20 protein-coding genes and 1 pseudogene are annotated in these 18,703 nt (G+C 37.1%); 6 read left to right on the top strand and 15 right to left on the bottom strand.

The annotated features are described in order from the left end of the window. The first annotated feature begins 57 nt into the window (after positions 1–57). Positions 58–1,277 (top strand): annotated as a pseudogene (locus tag JR050_RS01140) (IS1182 family transposase). 258 nt (positions 1,278–1,535) lie between these two features. Here JR050_RS01140 and katA read toward each other — a convergent pair. From katA to JR050_RS01120, 4 genes are all read right to left on the bottom strand, one after another. Next, positions 1,536–2,990, bottom strand: coding sequence for a catalase KatA (gene katA / locus JR050_RS01135; RefSeq protein WP_204201677.1), 1,455 nt, complete (start codon positions 2,988–2,990; stop codon positions 1,536–1,538). 231 nt (positions 2,991–3,221) lie between these two features. Continuing rightward, positions 3,222–3,866 (bottom strand): hypothetical protein, encoded by a 645-nt coding sequence (locus JR050_RS01130; protein ID WP_204201676.1) that lies wholly within the window; start codon positions 3,864–3,866, stop codon positions 3,222–3,224. Between the two features lie 12 nt (positions 3,867–3,878). Further along, positions 3,879–4,850 (bottom strand): anti sigma factor C-terminal domain-containing protein, encoded by a 972-nt coding sequence (locus JR050_RS01125; RefSeq protein ID WP_204201675.1) that lies wholly within the window; start codon positions 4,848–4,850, stop codon positions 3,879–3,881. Further along, on the bottom strand, positions 4,837–5,343 hold the full coding sequence (locus JR050_RS01120) for an RNA polymerase sigma factor (protein ID WP_204201674.1): 507 nt from the start codon (positions 5,341–5,343) through the stop codon (positions 4,837–4,839). Before JR050_RS01120 ends, JR050_RS01125 begins: the two co-directional genes overlap by 14 nt. Positions 5,344–5,482: 139 nt before the next feature. On the opposite strand from JR050_RS01120, the gene JR050_RS01115 reads away from it, so the two are divergent. From JR050_RS01115 to JR050_RS01105, 3 genes are all read left to right on the top strand, one after another. After that, a complete protein-coding gene (locus JR050_RS01115; RefSeq protein ID WP_204201673.1) occupies positions 5,483–5,731 on the top strand; it encodes a hypothetical protein in 249 nt (82 codons plus the stop codon). A 142-nt stretch (positions 5,732–5,873) separates the two neighbouring features. After that, the gene (locus JR050_RS01110) at positions 5,874–6,098 is read left to right on the top strand and encodes a hypothetical protein (protein WP_204201672.1); all 225 of its coding nucleotides are present in this window, start codon (positions 5,874–5,876) and stop codon (positions 6,096–6,098) included. A gap of 1 nt (position 6,099) precedes the next feature. After that, positions 6,100–6,270 carry a hypothetical protein gene (locus JR050_RS01105; RefSeq protein ID WP_204201671.1) on the top strand — a complete coding sequence of 57 codons (171 nt, stop codon included), beginning with the start codon at positions 6,100–6,102 and terminating at the stop codon, positions 6,268–6,270. Positions 6,271–6,346: 76 nt separating this feature from the next. On the opposite strand, the gene JR050_RS01100 is transcribed toward JR050_RS01105, so the two are convergent. After that, positions 6,347–7,435, bottom strand: a complete 1,089-nt coding sequence (locus tag JR050_RS01100) for a GGDEF domain-containing protein (RefSeq protein ID WP_204201670.1) — start codon at positions 7,433–7,435, stop codon at positions 6,347–6,349. 205 nt (positions 7,436–7,640) lie between these two features. Here JR050_RS01100 and hutP point away from each other — a divergent pair, with 205 nt between their 5' ends. Then, positions 7,641–8,078, top strand: a complete 438-nt coding sequence (gene hutP, locus JR050_RS01095; protein WP_204201669.1) for a histidine utilization transcription antiterminator HutP — start codon at positions 7,641–7,643, stop codon at positions 8,076–8,078. A 96-nt stretch (positions 8,079–8,174) separates the two neighbouring features. Continuing rightward, complete coding sequence (hutH, locus tag JR050_RS01090; RefSeq protein WP_204201668.1) at positions 8,175–9,695, top strand: histidine ammonia-lyase; 1,521 nt, start codon at positions 8,175–8,177, stop codon at positions 9,693–9,695. On the opposite strand, the gene JR050_RS20745 is transcribed toward hutH, so the two are convergent. The 10 genes from JR050_RS20745 to JR050_RS01040 form a co-directional block, all read right to left on the bottom strand. Beyond that, positions 9,672–9,974 carry a DUF2306 domain-containing protein gene (locus tag JR050_RS20745; protein ID WP_204201667.1) on the bottom strand — a complete coding sequence of 101 codons (303 nt, stop codon included), beginning with the start codon at positions 9,972–9,974 and terminating at the stop codon, positions 9,672–9,674. The two genes, hutH and JR050_RS20745, sit on opposite strands and share 24 nt — an antisense overlap. A 191-nt stretch (positions 9,975–10,165) precedes the next feature. Continuing rightward, positions 10,166–10,312, bottom strand: coding sequence for a hypothetical protein (locus JR050_RS01080; RefSeq protein ID WP_204201666.1), 147 nt, complete (start codon positions 10,310–10,312; stop codon positions 10,166–10,168). Positions 10,313–10,334: 22 nt separating this feature from the next. Then, complete coding sequence (locus JR050_RS01075) at positions 10,335–10,475, bottom strand: hypothetical protein (RefSeq protein WP_204201665.1); 141 nt, start codon at positions 10,473–10,475, stop codon at positions 10,335–10,337. A 15-nt stretch (positions 10,476–10,490) separates the two neighbouring features. Continuing rightward, entirely contained in the window at positions 10,491–10,697 is a 207-nt protein-coding gene (locus tag JR050_RS01070; protein ID WP_204201664.1) for a hypothetical protein, read from the bottom strand. 135 nt (positions 10,698–10,832) lie between these two features. Further along, the gene (locus tag JR050_RS01065) at positions 10,833–11,813 is read right to left on the bottom strand and encodes an agmatinase family protein (protein ID WP_239454012.1); all 981 of its coding nucleotides are present in this window, start codon (positions 11,811–11,813) and stop codon (positions 10,833–10,835) included. Further along, complete coding sequence (gene hutI, locus JR050_RS01060) at positions 11,786–13,081, bottom strand: imidazolonepropionase (protein ID WP_204201663.1); 1,296 nt, start codon at positions 13,079–13,081, stop codon at positions 11,786–11,788. Before hutI ends, JR050_RS01065 begins: the two co-directional genes overlap by 28 nt. An 18-nt stretch (positions 13,082–13,099) precedes the next feature. After that, a complete protein-coding gene (gene hutU, locus JR050_RS01055) occupies positions 13,100–14,770 on the bottom strand; it encodes a urocanate hydratase (protein ID WP_204201678.1) in 1,671 nt (556 codons plus the stop codon). 145 nt (positions 14,771–14,915) lie between these two features. Next, positions 14,916–16,412: a helix-turn-helix domain-containing protein gene (locus JR050_RS01050; RefSeq protein WP_204201662.1), complete on the bottom strand. Its 1,497-nt coding sequence runs from the start codon at positions 16,410–16,412 to the stop codon at positions 14,916–14,918. A gap of 245 nt (positions 16,413–16,657) precedes the next feature. After that, positions 16,658–17,371, bottom strand: coding sequence for a YwmB family TATA-box binding protein (locus JR050_RS01045; protein ID WP_204201661.1), 714 nt, complete (start codon positions 17,369–17,371; stop codon positions 16,658–16,660). A 120-nt stretch (positions 17,372–17,491) separates the two neighbouring features. After that, positions 17,492–18,130, bottom strand: coding sequence for a TIGR03943 family putative permease subunit (locus JR050_RS01040; RefSeq protein ID WP_204201660.1), 639 nt, complete (start codon positions 18,128–18,130; stop codon positions 17,492–17,494). Between the last annotated feature and the right edge of the window lie 573 nt (positions 18,131–18,703).

Genomic DNA, 18,703 nt, shown 5'->3' with positions numbered 1-18,703 from the left:
GTACGCAAACTTGAAGTGGCAATTGATTTTTCTTTCATTTATCCTCTTGTTAAAGATATGTACTCTGAAGTTGGTCGCCCAAGTATTGACCCAATTATCTTAGTAAAAATGGCATTTATCCAATACATATTCGGTATTCGATCAATGCGTAAGACTATAGACGAAATAGAAACAAATATGGCAAATCGTTGGTTTTTAGGTTATGGGTTTCATGATAAGATCCCTCACTTCTCTACCTTCGGTAAAAATTATGAAAGACGTTTTAAAGATACAGACTTATTTGAACAAATCTTTTATCGAATCTTAAAAGAAGCAGCTGATAAGAAATTGATTAGTGCTGAACACGTCTTTGTTGATTCAACACATGTAAAAGCTAGTGCTAATAAGCGGAAATTCGAAAAGAAAGTTGTGCGGAAAGAAACTCGAGCTTACCAGGAGCGACTACAAGAAGAAATTAATAAAGATCGTGAAGACCATGATAAACCACCTTTTCCACCTGATAAATTTGACCAAGAAGAGATGAAAGAGATCAAAGAAAGTACAACAGATCCGGAAAGTGGATACTATGTTAAGGATGAACGCACGAAACAGTTCGCTTACTCCTTTCATGCAGATGCAGACAGAAAAGGTTTTGTATTAGGTTCAACAGTTACAGCTGGAAATGTTCATGATAGTAATCTTCTTGAGTCTTTAGTAGAGAAAGTGAAAGAGTCAATTGGTAAACCAAAAGCAGTTGCGGCTGATACAGCTTATAAAACACCTGCCATTGCACAATATCTAATAGAAAATGACATTACACCGGCATTTCCATATACACGCCCACGAACAAAAGAAGGATACTTTAGGAAACATGATTACGTATACGATGAGCACTATGACTGCTATATATGTCCGAAAGGACAGATACTAAACTATTCAACCACCACTAAGGAAGGTTATCGTCAATACAAGTCTGACCCACATTACTGTTCGACTTGTCCTTTACTTGCTCAATGTACACAGAGTAGAATCATCAAAAGCTTATACAACGTCATGTGTGGGAAGCGTATGTGGAGGAAGCAGAACATCTTCGTCATCACGAGGAAGTTAAAGAGATATATGCAAGACGAAAAGAAACTATTGAAAGAGTATTCGCAGATGCAAAAGAGAAGCATGGTATGCGTTGGACAACTTTAAGGGGACTTAAAAAATTGTCTATGCAGGCGATGCTTACTTTTGCTGCCATGAATTTAAAGAAGATGGCAACCTGGACATGGAAAAGTCCAGAAATGGTATAAAAACAGTCCTCGGAGAGGTCTGGAAACAATTAAATAATACATAAATATTAAAAGGCCACTCGAACATCCCTTTCGAGTGGCCTTTTGTCTACAATCTGAAACTACGAGCTTATTGCTCGTAGTTTTTTATATATTTACATGATGACTTAGGTTAGCCTCTTTCTTCATTTCTAATTTTAATACCAGAAATGTAATAAAGGAGATACCAATTAAAAAAAGATCGTAAGCTACTAAGCTCACGATCTATTTATTAATCTATTATTTCACTTCCTCAGGTACACCTAAACCTAGACCTTCAGCAATACGAGTTCCATATTCAGGATCTGCTTTGAAGAAGTGACCAATTTGACGTAGTTTAATTTCATCACTTTCAACAGGCTTCATTGCCCCAACAATTGTGTTTACTAGGCGAGTACGCTCTTCTTCACTCATTAATCGGTATAAGTCACCAGCTTGAGTGTAGTGATCGTTATGATCATACGCTACACTATCAGCTACACCAGATACAGCAAATGGTTCAATCTTAGCTTCTGGAGATTCTTTTGGCCCTCCAAAACTGTTTGGCTCGTAGTATACAGAGCTTCCACCATTGTTATCAAAGCGCATTTGACCATCACGTTGGTAGTTGTTTACTTCAGCGCGTGCACGGTTAATCGGTAACGCTTGGTGGTTTGCACCAACACGGTAACGATGTGCATCATGATAAGCAAATAGACGACCTTGTAACATCTTATCAGGAGATACATCTACACCTGGTACTAGTGTTCCTGGAGAGAATGTAGCCTGCTCTACTTCTGCAAAGTAGTTTTCTGGATTGCGGTCTAATACCATACGCCCTACTTCAATAAGTGGGTAGTCCTTTTGAGACCATGTTTTCGTTACATCGAATGGATCGAAGCGATATGAGTTCGCATCTTCTAGTGGCATGATTTGAACATATAGCTTCCATGCCGGGAAGTCACCGTTAGCAATCGCGTTGAAAAGATCTTCAGTATGATAATCAGGATTTTCACCTGCAATTTTCGCAGCTACATCTGGATCTAAGTTTTTCACACCTTGTTCTGTTCTGAAGTGGTACTTAATCCATACTCCCGCACCCTCAGCATTTACCCATTTAAATGTATGACTGCCATATCCATGCATATGGCGAAGTGTGGCAGGAATACCACGGTCACCCATTAGGTATGTAACCTGGTGTAATGATTCTGGAGAAAGTGACCAGAAGTCCCAAACTGCATTTGGATTCTTTAAGTGTGTTTGTGGATGACGCTTTTGTGTATGAATGAAATCAGGGAACTTAATTGCATCACGAATAAAGAAAATTGGTGTATTGTTACCAACGATGTCATAGTTTCCTTCTTCGGTGTAAAACTTCACTGCAAATCCACGTGGGTCACGTACTGTATCTGCTGAACCATTTTCCCCCGCAACTGTTGAGAAACGAATGAATAATGGAGTGCGCTTTCCAACCCCGTTGAATACCTTTGCCTTTGTATACTTAGAAATATCATTTGTTACTTCAAAATAACCGTGTGCTCCAGCACCTTTCGCATGAACTACACGCTCAGGAACACGTTCTCTATTAAAATGCGCTAATTTTTCAAGTAGGTGTACATCTTGAATTAAGGTAGGTCCACGATGGCCAGCTGTAATTGAATTCTGGTTGTCCCCAACAGGAGCACCCCAGCTAGTAGTAAGTTTTTGATTAGTCATTAAAATCACCTCTTATATTTTTTGGACTTGTATCACTTTTATAATGATAACACTTATAACTAAAAAATCAATACTATTTTATAATAATTCTAAAATAGATATCAATTAAAATAACCGAATATTCCAACCTAATAGCGTGTATGTATTATCCAATACCCACATGTCCACATAATAAACTATTAATACTCCCTTCTTTTTATGACAAAAAAATAGAGCTGTTTTTAACAGCTCTCAATACTCAATATTCCATCCATCCTCCTCTAGAGGCACTCCTTTTTTGATATACTCCAGTGAAATATATCCATGCTTAAGCTCAGCTTCGTTTTTTACATAGGCAACAATCTCATTAAACAATTCCTCATCACCTTTTTCCCTCTTCCTCGGAATAAAGATATTGATTGAAGCACTGGCGTCTTTGTTTTTATAGGAGTCTGGTTTGTTTTGATCTACTGAATATTCGAAACCTATACGATCATCATAAAAAATCCATAGCTCATCTAACTGGCCTAGTTTACCCTGAAGATAGGGACGAATCTCATTCTCTAACTCATTTTCCCATTTATCTGCAATGTAACTATCTTCTGTTTGTTCTGTTTCCTCATTATAGAAAACTAAAAATTCTGTTCCATCTCTACTATGTCGTGCCATTGCAGCATATTCAAAATACGGAAAGTTTCCCATATTATCATATAACGCATCGTAAATGATAATATGATCCTGAAAATTAGATTCTACATATGTGGCTGCTAATTGTTTTACTTTCTCTTCTTCATCTTTATCCGGCTTCATTTCTTGTATAAAAATTAAGACTAGAATTCCTATTGCAAGTAGGACGAAGCCGATGATAAACAGGAGGATTTTCAAAAACCTCTTCATACTGCCACCCCTTTAATATTTATCTGTCGTTGCCCCTATCGTTGCCCCCTTAATCATTAGTTGATTGTTATACTTTTTCAATTCACTTGGCGAGCCGGTAACGACTACCCCGATAATCTTTAAGTCCTCCTTCTTAAGTTCGCTCTTACCTTTTGCAATATTACGGTATAACTCTTCTGCTCCTTGTTGATAATCACCGTCGTCGGACTTTAGCCAGTTTAGTGTAGATATAAAATTCGATGCTGTGTCTGCTTCAGGGTAGTGTAGAAATCCATATGCACTTGAACCAATGGTTGTATGATCTGTTCGTGCAAGTTCCTTATTTTTGTTTTGATCTGAATGGTCTTTTATTTCCTCATCACTGAATGTGTCAACCCAATACCAAGCCAAATGCTCTTTAAATACCTGTTGTACTTCATCAAGTGTGTAACCCCTATCGAAGGAAAATGCAAACTCGACTAATGTGCTCTCATTCATTTCATTTAATAGTTGCCTATCATCGAATACATTCTTGTAATACACTTTGGGGTGGTAAAATTCCACTTCCCGTTCACCTTGAAAGTATATTGGAATGCGTTCATCTTCAATGTACCCCGATCCACTTGCACCATCAGTGGTCAATAGTCTTGATGTACCTATTATCGTAAACATTCTTTCCCGCTTACCCCACGGAACTGGAACACCGGCAACTTTTTTAACAAATGTTGTCGTTCCAATGGCAGATACTGGAGTATAGTTATAGCTGGTTCCCTGGCTTTCAATATTCGCACCATGTAGTGAGTTCCATGCATCGTCTATTTGTGCTTTTTGATTTATCTTCGCCTGCATAACAAAAGAACCTAACGCATACAAACCAAATAATACTAAAGAAGTTACAATAAATGAGACGATTACATTTTTAAGGATAGATTTTCTTTTTGCCTTTTTAACAAGATTCATAAACTCTTTATCATTCTTATGAAAGTCCTTTTCATTCTCCATCATTCAACCTCCGATATTCTTTTATAAATAAGTTTCTAGCACGATGTAAAATAGTTTTCACAGAGCCTTCACTCATGTTATACAATGAGGCAATTTCACTCATTTTCAGCCCTGTACTATACTTTAAGATTAGAAATTCACGATACTTTGGTTTTAATTCATTCAATAAATCATCTAACTCTTGTTTGATCTCATGTTGAACAGCTGCCAATTCTGGCGTAAATTCTTCAAATAACTGCGTGTAATCAAATTTGAGTAAGATAGTTTTATGTCTTGCTTTTTTTCGGTAAAAATCATAATACTGATTCGTTGCAACTCTAAATAACCAACCTTCTACATTTCGAATGTCAACGGAATCTATATAGAGTAAGAACTTATACGCTGTATCTTGTGCAATGTCTTCTGCCTCTTCCTTTGTAGCTCCCATTTTTAACAGGTAGGATTGTACAATCTTTAACTGATTGTATAATTTTTTCTCAATTGTAGAATCATTCATTTCATACCTCCCACCTATACGACGTCTCTGTATGGAAAAGGTTAACACTTCCTTTGAAGTTTTTGGTATGTAATTGGAATAATTTTGTTCCAAAAACCACAAAATAAGCATAATTCGCAATAGAAAGGAGCGTTATAAGATGAATGCAAAGTATTTAGTATCTCTACTATCCATTCTTTTATCTGTTGGTTTCTTATTCGGCTGTAACAATGATGAAGATGTTGTAGATCCAGCTCCAGAAACTCCAGAAGTGCAAACTCCTGGTATGGATGAAGAAGAACCAGACTTAGATGAAGAGCCGACGGAAGAAGGCAATGAGCAGCCGGGTATGGATGAAGAAGAGCCAGATCTAGATGAAGAACCTTCAGAAGAAGGCATGAATCAATAAGTCAGAGAACGGAAACCACCTCTCCCTGTGGTTTCTTTTTTTGTGGTTTAATCAAATATTTTTGATTAAATTGTTGCAAATGGTTTTAATTGGTAATATACTTAAATTAATCAAAAATATTTGATGTAAAGGATGTGCACATATGACCGTCAATCATTCGAGTACATTAACTGTAGAATACTTTTTGGCATACTTCAGACTCGTTACACTATCTAAGGAAGTGAATGTACTAGAAGCTAAACAATATATTGACTCCACTTTTTTTAAAGGTGATCCCTCTATTTACGGTACTAACACCTATCAGAATTTTTTACATGCTCATCAAGCTCTTATGTCTTTGAATAACAAAACTTTGGAGGTAGAGTAAAATGTTAAATCATTATTATATTCAACATGAAATAGACCATAGAAAGGACGAACTTTCTAGAAAACTGGCACATACACCGATTCATCATCGAAAAAGTCAATTTAATATTGGTTGGAACCGCTTATTTCAAAACCATAATAAGTCACGTAATTGCACTACCTGTGTATGTTAACCTTTTTAATGGTTAATAAATCAAAAAAAACTGATTTAGATGTTTCTTAAAAGGGGGATTTTTCCCCTCTTACTTTTCAATTCAACATCGCTACCGTACATACCCGATTTCGTCCATTTTGTTTCGCTAAATACAAAGCATCATCTGCTTCTTGGAAAAGCAAGTCTGGTTTTTCGATAGGATCTCTATTTGCAGCAATTCCTACCGAAACCGTAAGATGAAGGAAGCTATTATCAGGTAATATAAATTCCTTCTCATCTATTGTTTTTCTTATTCGATCTGCAATTTCTTTCGCCTGTTCCATTGAAGTATTTGGGAAAAGGACAGAAAATTCTTCTCCACCATTTCTTGAAACAATGTCTCCTTCTCTTGTTAGTTTTCTAAGTTGATTAGCAACCTGCTTTAATACCTCATCCCCAGCAGGGTGGCCATACGTATCATTTATTTTTTTAAAGTGATCAATATCAACTAAACAAACTGCACATTGTCCTTTATCCTCAATTGCTTTAGAAACCATTAGGTTATAAAAATGGTCAAAGGAACGAACATTATACAACCCTGTCATAGGATCTCTTTGTGAGTTTTCCTTATAAAGAATATACAATTCACTATTTTTTCTAATATACAAAACAAAATAAAAAACAAGGATACCGCCAACAAATGTACTCAAAATATGATTAGATGCGAAATCTAATACGCTTTGAAAGTCTTCAACAACAATATATAAAGCTATTGAAAAGATAAACTGACTATAAACTAACAGTAAAATCCACTTTTTCCATGGTGTTAACTTTACATAATGACTAATAATACTAGCTCCTATTGCAATAAAGAGCATCATTGGAAGTGAAATGATCGATGAGAAATTATAGGCAATCATAAAACGTCCTATAGAAATAATAATGGCTGCAATAATGGCTGGTATAACCCCTCCATAAAAAGCTACTAGGATAACTGGAATGTGTCTCAAATCGAGAATCGTTATATCATTTACTTTGATGCTATAGTGCATCAAGATAATACCTAAAATCCCTGCAATAATTCCATCCAACATTTTTATTTTCATCGGCGATTCCAATGTCAGCCGATTGTTTCGAAAGAGCTGGTGCCAAATAAATGTGAAGGAAATTAATATTGATATATTAACCACTAAATCACTTAACATAAAAGATCATCCTTCTCGTAACTTATATACTATTATTAATAGTAGCATATTGAATAAAATTCCATAAACAAATTCTTGAAGTCCTTTAGTGTAGCATTGTGCTAATATACTAAAATTTACCAAATCCATTGACACTCACTGCTACGACATATAAAATTTAATTAGTTATTAGTCAAGAGGGAATATTCAGAAAAAGAGGTTTGAAATGAGTCAAAAGAAAGCCATTGGAAAAGTAGCGATTTTGCTTGCGACCTTAACAGAGGAAGAGTTAGAGAACTTTAGTCCTTTGTTACAAGATATTAAGTACTGCTTGGGTAAGGTTGGTTCGATGAATATGCAAAAGGTAATTTCAGCAGTTGAGACAGCAGCAAAACGTAACGGTATTATTCATGAAAGCTACTATCGTGAAACTCACGCTCTATACCATGCGATCGTAGAGGCACTCGAGGGAGTGACTAGAGGAAAATCAGCAATAGGGGATATGAGTAGAACTGTTGGACTTAGATTTGCAATTGTGAGAGGAACTCCTTTTGCTAACAATGGTGAAGGTGAATGGATTGCGATTGCGTTTTATGGAACCATTGGCGCACCTGTTAAGGGATCTGAGCACGAGACGATTGGATTAGGAATTAATCACATATAAAGAAACATTGCCTATAGTCCTTTAGTTAATAGGAGGCGATGATGGTATTACTATGCCATTGTCGCCTCTTTTAATTTTCAAATGGAGGGAATTATAATGGTTGAATTAACCGGAAATACACTTACGTTAGAAGATGTAAAGAGAGTTTGTTATGAAGGTGAGCTTGTTTCAATTAGCAAAGATAGCTTGAAAAAAGTAAAAGGAAGTAGAGATGCCGTTGATAAAATCGTTTCAGAAAAAAGAACCATTTACGGCATCAATACTGGTTTTGGAAAATTCAGTGATGTCGTGATCGATGAAAGTGATGTTAACGACCTACAAAAAAACTTAATTCGCTCTCACGCTTGTGGTGTTGGCGATCCTTTTCCCGAAGTTGTATCTAGAGCAATGATTCTGCTTCGACTTAATGCTTTATTAAAAGGGTTTTCAGGTGTGCGACCAGTAATAGTTGAACGTCTTGTTACATTATTAAACTCTAACATTCATCCTGTCATTCCTCAGCAAGGGTCACTAGGGGCATCAGGTGATTTAGCACCTCTATCCCATCTAGCCCTTGTATTAATGGGAGAAGGAAAAGTGCAGTATAATGGCACTATTTATGCAACTGAGGAAGTCTATAAAAAAGAAGGACTCACACCGATTGAGTTACAAGCAAAAGAAGGTCTAGCGTTAATCAATGGCACTCAAGCAATGACTGCAATGGGTGTTGTAAATTGGATTGAAGCGAATGATATAGCGATTCAAAGTGAATGGATCGCTGCACTCACAATGGAAGGGTTAGAAGGAATTATTGATGCGTTTCATCCTGCCATTCACGAAGCTAGAGGCTATCCCGAACAAATGGAAGTTGCAGAAAGGATGCGAAATTTGTTAGCTGGCAGTCAATTAATTACGAAGCAAGGTGATAAACGTGTCCAAGATGCGTACTCCCTTCGCTGTATCCCACAAGTTCATGGTGCATCGTGGCAATCATTAAACTATGTAAAGGAAAAGTTGGAAATAGAGATGAATGCTGCTACCGATAATCCACTTATTTTTGATGGCGGTGAGACGGTCATTTCAGGCGGGAACTTCCACGGTCAACCTATTGCCATTGCAATGGACTTTATGAAAATCGGAGTTGCCGAGTTTGCGAGTATTTCAGAACGCCGTATTGAAAGATTAGTAAATCCGCAGTTAAATGACTTACCACCGTTTTTAAGTGCGAAGCCAGGCTTACAATCAGGTGCAATGATTATGCAGTACTGTGCAGCATCTCTTGTATCTGAAAACAAGACACTTGCACATCCAGCTAGTGTGGACTCTATCCCTTCTTCAGCTAACCAAGAAGATCATGTAAGTATGGGAACGATTGCTTCACGTCATGCACACATGATTATTCAAAACGTGCGTCGTGTTCTTGCAATTGAATGTATCTGTGCCCTACAAGCAGTTCAATACCGAGGCGTTGAAAAAATGTCTCCTCAAACTTTTGCATTTTATGAAGAAGCACGAAAAATTGTCCCTTCCATTACAGAAGACCGTGTATTCTCAGAGGATATCGAAAACCTGACTGACTGGTTAAAAAAAAATAAACGGCAGTGGACAACGCAGTTAAATGAACTTATTTTTCAATAATAAAATTGAGTAATCCCGAAAAACACGATAGAAACTCGTCGCATTTAGGCGAGTTTTTATCGTGTTTTTGCTTCTCAGATAAAATGAAGTTTTCTTACTGTGTCCTATTAAACTCACCCAAACGGCTGCTGAATATCCAATTTGAAAATCATCTAAGGAATATCCTATTAATGCTGACCAGATACGAAAGGTAACAGCGACGAATGTTACTGCATAACTTCTATACATCCATTGTTCATGTTTTTGAATGTGTTTCGCTCTTATGTATTTAAACGCCAAATATGTTCACTACATATACGAAAGCCATAATGATACTGGCGATTCCTATTAATAGGGTATATTGATTTTGTAGTTAGCCTGAAATAGATGTAAACGGGGCACAGGTTAAAAGAGACCCTATCATAATGAAAAGTGTGCTCGAATACTGTTCTTTTCCATACTACTCTCATTTAAAATGGTCTTTTGCATTCTTATAGATTTATTAATATGGATCCAAAATAAAATAAACTCATCGCTAAAAATACTACTCCAAACGTTATGATCGGCCTAGGTAACTTTCCTCTTAATTGAAAGATTGCGATCCCAATTAGCAAATGAATCAATATAAAGATACTCAATGAACACACCTCTTCCTCAATTTTATCGTTTCTTTTTCACATAAAGAAAAATCCCAACTACAATTAGAATAGCTGAAACTACTAACGCATTTCCAACACCGACAGGAGTTAAAAAGCTTAATAATACCATGATAATGCCTAAAATAATGAGACCTATTGGCATGGAACACCTCTTAATCTATTTATTTTTCCCCTTCATTATCTCGACTAAATATACGAGTAAAGTAATGATAACTGACAGTAATATAACGATGATTGTCCCTATAGAATAAATTGCTGTCTCATAGGGAAGATCGCTGGAGAAGAAATCACCTAAGATGAAGAAAAGTACAACATTAATTACCATCGTTAGTATGAAAACACCAATGACATCTGACTTTGACATTAGAACACTCCTATCATAAACATATTAAGTTCTTCTATTCCATTTAAAGAGCAATATTCCCTCTAAATTAAGGTAATTTCACCTCTAAAAAGAAAAAAAGAGCAACACATTGAATGTGCCACTCTTCTTCCGCTATTATCGCTGTTTATACCCTGTCAAAAAAGATAACATCGTATGAACGGCAGTTTTTATCGTAATTTCATTTTGATCTTTATAGGAATCGATACAAACCATATCCATTACTTTTACTTTTGGATGTTTGCCTGCCATATACACAGCTTCAAATAATTCATCTCGATACATCCCGCCAGGTGTAGATGCAGGTACACCAGGTCCAAAGCTAATATCAAGTACATCCATATCTACCGTTAAATAGATGGTATCAACCTTTTGGCTAAGCTCTTCAAGTGCAAGAGTAATCGTATTCTCTATTCCTTGCTTTCTTGTTTGCCTCATTGTTGTATAGTTGACGCCTGCTTGATCAGCATATTCCTTTAATGATTTCGCATTAAAGAAACCATGGAGACCGATATTATATACATCTTCTCCCTTAATAGTCTCTGATTCTATTAAGTTACGAATCGGTGTCCCGTTACTTGGCCCGTTATCGGACAAATCTCTTAAATCAAAGTGTGTATCTAGTTGTAAGATTCCGATCCGTTCAGTTGAATGGATTTCCTTCCACCCTTTGATAAGCATTGCGGTAATGGAATGATCCCCACCGAGTACAACTGGTAGCACACCTGGATGATATTGCTGCATGCTTTTCATTGCCTCACGAATGTTTTCATGACATTTCGCAATGTCTGTTACATGCTGCTTCACATCTCCGAGATCTACGACACGTAACTCAGATAAATCCACATCTTCATCCAAGTTATAGGTGGAGAAATACTTCCAAGCTCTTCGAATGGCATCAGGTGTTTCACTTGCCGCAGAAGCTGAAATGGAAGAACGTGATAACGGAACACCTAGTACGACTGCATCTACCTTTTGGATGTCCACATTCGAATTCATCGGTTCAATCCATTCATGCACTTTCAATTCTGCACCCGCTTCAGGTTTTCTCCAAGAAAACGCAGGTGGATTTAGTTGTGGATATGGGTATTGTTCCAAACTAACTTCCCTCCATCCACTACAAGTTTCCCTGCTTTTATAACGGAATCTACATGATTCACGCCATATTTATATTGCAGCACCATGTAATTAGGCACATCAAAAATTGTAATGTCTGCTTTCTTTCCTTTTTCAAGGCTACCCACTTCATGACCACGATTAATGGCATGTGCAGCATTAATTGTCGCAGCAGTGAGTACTTCTGCTGGGCTCATCCCCATCTTTAAACAACCTAAATTCATAATAAATGGTAATGATACTGTTGGAGATGATCCCGGGTTACAGTCTGTCGATAAAGCTACCGGTACACCTGCATCAATCATTCTCCTTCCATCTGCTGAATCTGCCATTAAGAAAAAGGCCGTACCAGGGAGCAACACTGCAATGACACCTTTTTCAGCCATCATGGAGATCCCCTTTTCTGATGCTCTTAATAGATGATCAGCTGAAATTGCCCCTATTGATGCAGAAAGTTCTGCTCCTTCATAAGGTTCAATTTCATCAGCATGAATCTTTGGAATTAAACCGTACTCTTTTCCAGCCTCAAGAATTCGTCTTGTTTGCTCTGGAGTAAACACTCCTCTTTCACAAAACACATCATTAAACTCCGCAAGCTTTCTTTTTGCTATTTCAGGAATCATTTCATTGATTACGATATCTACAAATTCATCTGGGTTCTCTTTATACTGTCTTGGAACTGCGTGTGCTCCCATAAACGTATGAACAAGGTCAATCGGGTGCTTGGCACTTAATTCATGCGCAACTTCAAGCTGTTTAATTTCATGCTCAAGTGTTAAACCATACCCGCTTTTTGCTTCAACTGTGGTCACACCGTGCAAGAGAAAACGCTGAAGTCTTTCAAAGCTTTCCTCGAAAAGCTGTTCGTGAGTAGCTTGCTGTGTTGCTCTCGTTGAAGCGTGAATGCCACCACCGTTATTCATTATTTCCATATATGTGGCACCACGAAGTCTCATATTAAACTCGTTTTCTCTCGTTCCACTGTGTACTAAATGAGTATGCGGATCAACCAATCCTGGTGTGACAAGCTTCCCTGTTGCATCCACAATCCGTGCCTCATGAAGTCGTGATTCATAAGCCTGCAGAACCTCTTCATGGGTTCCAACCATTGCAATCAAACCATTTTCTACCCACACACTACCGTTTTCGATTATATTTAACTCTCCCATTTGCTTTCCTGTACGAGGAGAATCAGAGCTTCCACTTAACGTGACTAATTGACTGGCATTTCGAATGAAGATCGGTTTCATCACTGCACCGCCTTTCATTTATTTTTTCAACATTGGAATATCAATACCGTGGTTTCGAGCTGTTTCTTCAGCAAGCTCATAGCCAGCATCAACGTGCCTTACAACACCCATTCCAGGGTCTGTCGTTAATACTCGCTCTAACCTCCTCTCTGCTTCCTTTGTTCCGTCTGCCACGATTACCATTCCTGCATGCAGAGAATAGCCCATACCTACACCCCCGCCATGATGAACAGATACCCAGCTTGCACCACCTACACTGTTGATTAACGCATTTAAAATCGGCCAATCGGAAACTGCGTCACTTCCGTCTTTCATACTTTCTGTTTCACGGTTTGGAGATGCAACGGAACCTGAATCTAAATGATCACGTCCGATAACAATTGGTGCTTTTAACTCACCACTTGCCACCATATCATTAATGATTTTTCCAAAACGTGCTCTCTCCCCGTATCCAAGCCAACAAATACGTGCAGGTAAGCCTTGGAATTGAATTCGTTCACGCGCCATTTTAATCCAATTGCAAAGATGTGTATTGTAGCTAAATTCTTTTAAAATGACTTCATCCAGTTTATAGATATCTTCTGGATCACCAGACAATGCTACCCAACGGAATGGACCTTTGCCTTCGCAAAATTGTGGCCTGATGAATGCCGGTACAAAACCTGGGAAGTTGAAAGCATCTTCTACTCCTTCGTCCTTTGCCACCTGACGTATGTTGTTTCCATAGTCAAATGCAATCGCTCCAAGCTGTTGCATTTTTAACATGGCACGGACATGTGCTGCGATGCTCGCCTTTGATTTAACTTCATAGGCTTTCGAATCTCTTGCTCTCAGCTCTGCTGCTTCTTCTAAAGTAAATCCAACTGGAATATAACCGTTTAACGGATCATGAGAAGACGTTTGGTCTGTTAATACGTCTGGAATGAATCCTCTGGAAATCATGTTGTTCAGAACTTCAGGCGCATTTCCAAGAAGACCAATGGAAATTCCCTTTCCCTCATTCTTAGCTTCAAGTGCCATTGAAATTGCTTCGTCCAAACTTACTGTCATCACATCAAGATATTTCGTATCAAGTCTTCTTTGAATCCGTGTCTCATCTACTTCAATGTTAATGCTGACACCACCGTTTAACGAAACAGCTAAAGGCTGAGCTCCACCCATTCCTCCTAAACCAGCAGTAACGGTAATTGTCCCTTTTAATGAACCATTGAAATGCTGTCTGGCACATTCGGCAAATGTTTCATACGTTCCTTGAACAATTCCTTGTGTACCGATATAAATCCAGCTACCAGCTGTCATTTGCCCGTACATCATCAATCCCTTTTTATCAAGCTCATGGAAATGTTCCCAGTTTGCCCATGCTGGTACTAAGTTAGAGTTTGCAATTAACACCTTTGGAGCATCGGTATGACTTTTAAAAACAGCAACAGGCTTACCTGATTGAATTAATAACGTTTCATCATTATCTAAACGTTTTAGTGTAGCAACAATTGCATCAAAGCTTTCCCAGTTTCGTGCTGCCTTTCCAATTCCACCATATACGACTAAGTCTTCTGGTCGCTCTGCTACCTCTTGATTAAGGTTGTTAAATAACATTCTTAATGCCGCTTCTTGAATCCAGCCCTTCGTGTGGAGCTCTGTTCCTGTGTAATTGTGTACGACTCTTTTTTCCGATTGATTCGTTGTCATCCTAACACCCGCTTTTTGTAGATTTATTACTTTCATTTTAGGAATCTACTCCGTTGAAAAACAGATGATATTCTTTCAAATTTCTCAACATTTTAAAGGTGATCGTGACTGATTAAATTCATTAGGTTCAATTAATGAAACTTTTTTACAATTTTAGTGATTTCTTTCGATTTTTGTACATTCTAGGAGTTATTCCAATTCGTTCTTTAAAGATTTTACTAAAATAATTCGCATGTTCAAATCCACTTTTTCTAGCAATCTCCTGAATAGGTAAATTCGTTTCTAAAAGAAGCTTTTCTGCTGCACGGATTCTAAGTTCGGTCAATTTTCCCTTAAAAGAAATACCCTGACTTTTTGTAAAAAGTGAACTTAAGTACGCTGGACTTCGATCAACAAATTCAGCTACATCTTCTAATGTGATCTCTGGATGACTGTAGTTTCCCTCCATAAACTGGATCGCTTGCTCCACCAAATCCTTACGCAATGTCTGGTTTTGTTTTGTAGCTAAATCAAGTACTTCATAAATAAACAACAAAAACTCTTGAACAATTCGATACAAAATAGGGTTATATAAAATGACATTAAAAATGTGTAAGTAATTGTTTTGGATTGAATCTCCCGTGATACCATGTGATTTCATATACCTGCTTACTTGAGCTAAAATACTTGTTAATCGGATTCGTTGTAAGCCAGGGTCAGAAAACGGTTCTTCTTGTTGTAAAAATTCATTGTACATCCACTCTTTAAGCTGCTCTCTTTTCCCTTGTCCAAGCATTTCAATCCATAGCCTTTGTTCGACAGGTGTTAAGAATGGATCACGTCCTAGCCATTCTATTTTTTCAGTGATGTAAAACAATTTTCTCGTACCTTTATAGAAACGAGTCTCGAGTAATTGCTTTGCGTGTATATATTTTTCATGTAGTGATAGACTTGTTTCAGGGTCATAAATAATAATTGAAAGAGCTTCAGAATAAGACTCCTCCCATTCTCGGAGAATTTGATTACCAATATTGGAGAGCATATGTTTTTTACTAGGCCCTGTTATTGAAAAAATACAAACAATCATATCACTTAATGGCAATATGACCGGTGGATTCGTAAAGGGATAATTATGAATAAACGAAAGTAAGCTATGTTGCTTAGATTCTTCCTCAAGCTTAATGAGCATGATTTGATGTTGTCCAATTGTACTTTCTTGGTAATGAAAAATAGATTGATAGGATAACTGCGGTGTTTCCTTTTTAGGTATTGTTTTACCCTTTTCTCCTAGTTGCTCTGCATTTATACAACTCTTCGATAACACACGCTTTACCACATCTGGTGATAACGGCTTTACCCATAAATCTATCACACCAAGTTGAATGCCTTGAAATGCTCGTTCATATGTAGCTTCTGTTGTCATGGCAATGACTTGCATGTTGTATCTATTTTTTAATTCTTTTATCAACGGTAGCTTTTCTATTGGAATCATATCTAATTCAAGACAAAGTACATCAGGAATCTCTGACTCTATTAACTGAATGACTTCTTTTACAGAGCCTGAGAGAAGCACTTTTTCAAACGGAATGGCATATGAGTTTACGAGCCAGTTTATGCCTGTTCGTTCATTTCGATCTCGGTCTGCTATTAGTAGTTTTGTCATTATTCCATGCCCCTTCGTCTTGTAAGTTCATTCAAATAAAAAAAGAAGTAATCTATTATTGATTACTTCTTTTCATCTGGACATAATCCTTCTTTTATAGGCTTTTTTCGTAAACATTGTAGCTATTAACCTAATTCAATTACATTTAAGTCGTCAATCATTTGTCATATTCATTACTACTTACTAAATAAGTGTTCTTGACTTGTTCGGAAAACATCAATCTATGAAAAAAAGCATTTATATAATTAATAGCCTGACGTAATAATTGGTGTTCCGATTGCAATATTTATCTTTCCTGCTTTTTCATCTACTCGTAAACCAACTTGAAGATTAAATACCTCTCCGTCTTTCGTCGGAATGTTTGTATCCCATTTATCATGAAAAGCAGAAATAGAATGGAATCCCTCTTCCTTCATTTCCTCTACAGGCTTTGCAGAAAAGGCATGTAAAATTTTGTTCGTTTCACTTTCTATATTCAGAGACTGATCGTAATCCTTCGACCCATAGATGGAATAAAACACATGATTATCTTTTAACTCTTGCTTGAAAGTAGCTTGTATATAATCAAGGGTTTCTTTAGTTAAAATTTGGCCGGTAAGCTCATGAGATACTGTCATTTTATAGCCTGTATCGTATTGATACACTGTCATAATGATCTGTTCCTTGCCACTTTTATTTCTCTTTTCACCAATGTATTTAACATGATTTTCTTGCTCGTCTTCAACATTATTCCATTTATATGTGTCATGCCTTTTCATCAACTTGGATAACTCTTTCTTCACTTCATTTTCCGAAGACACTCTCTTGTTTTCAACTTTTATATACACTTTCCAATCCGACACTTCAATTTCTTGTTTCGTTGCAACCTCTTCCATCTCAGCAAGTGGACTCTCATCTATTAAAGTAGGGAAAAGTTGAAACCCTATAACAATACTCATCAATAAACTAACTAATTTCATCTCCATTCACCTCTGACAACATCTTTGCCAGATTTCAGAGAGAATATACTAACCTAGTAAAATAAAAAACTAGTTTAGATTTTTCGACAAAATTCGGGTGGTGCCTGGCACCACCCGAACCTACTTCACATATGGTGCAGCTGGTGCTTCAATTTTTTCTATGCTTTCCACGAGGAGGAAAGGGACTTCACTCATAATGAAAGTGGATTTTGTTAGTTCTCCTGTGGCTTTTACCCACTCGCCATCTGGGAAGCGGTTTGCATTTAAGACGGTTGATAAAATTCCGTATATGGCTTCAGGCTCATCGGTACAGCAAGGGTCTTCTTGTCTTCCGATTACAAACTGATTTTCCATAAAGGCTGGATCACGATAGATAAAACCGATTAATTCAATTCCTTTCCCTTCAAATTCTGCTGGGTATTTATCGATGAGATTCATTAAAACAATGTAATTTTCATCTGTTAAAAGGAGTTTTTCTTCTTGTAAATATTTTTCCTTTTGTTGTTCGTAAAAGGCTACTTGTTCTTCAGATAATTCTTCATGTGAATGATCATGGTCATGACCCTTCTCAGTTTCATGTTCATCAGCTTCGTACTTTTCCTTTAACTCATCCATGTATGACTCTGGATCTTCCAAGTATTCCTTTGATTTTTCCAAAGCTATTTCATTCTCATTATCACGATTCATGCTTATAATAAAGACAATCACAATAGCAATCACGAGCACAGCACCTATGCTATATAAATAACCTTTCTTCATTGCTCAAACGTTCCTTTCATTAAAGACAAGTTTAACCTACTATACCAAATACCACATTTCGTATTCAAATAAAGTTAAACTTAAATCAAGAGGAATTTTTATCATCCTAACAGATAAGGCACTTAGATTATCCCACACCCAGTTCGCCCGGACCAACCTTATCTCTCACTGACGCTTTCCCCTCTTAAACTACTCTGGAATTTCTAAAGTTTTTAGGTAGGCGTATTAAAAATAAAAAAAATGTGTATATTCCATATTGACACCGCTCAAACTGTATCCTATAATCAAAAACAATAATTACCATTTTTAAAAAAATAAGCATCGATAAGGACATGAATCAATCATATCTTTCTTTTCCAGAGATCGGGGCCATAGGCTGAAAGCTTCGAAGAAAGCAGTTTGATTTACCACCTTGGAGCTATTATGGGGATAATCCATAATCGGGAGACCGTTATCATATAGAGAGAAGTGTTTTTTTACTTCGAAATTAGGGTGGAACCACGGCCACACTCGTCCCTTGTTACGGACAGAGTGTGGCCTTTTTTATTTTTATATCGTTTGCGTTGATAAGGA

The organism is Bacillus suaedaesalsae (assembly GCF_016890225.1).
GTDB lineage: Bacteria > Bacillota > Bacilli > Bacillales > SA4 > Bacillus_BS > Bacillus_BS suaedaesalsae.
The sequence above is the reverse complement of the archived record's forward strand: the minus strand, read 5'-3'. Positions and strand labels throughout refer to the sequence as shown.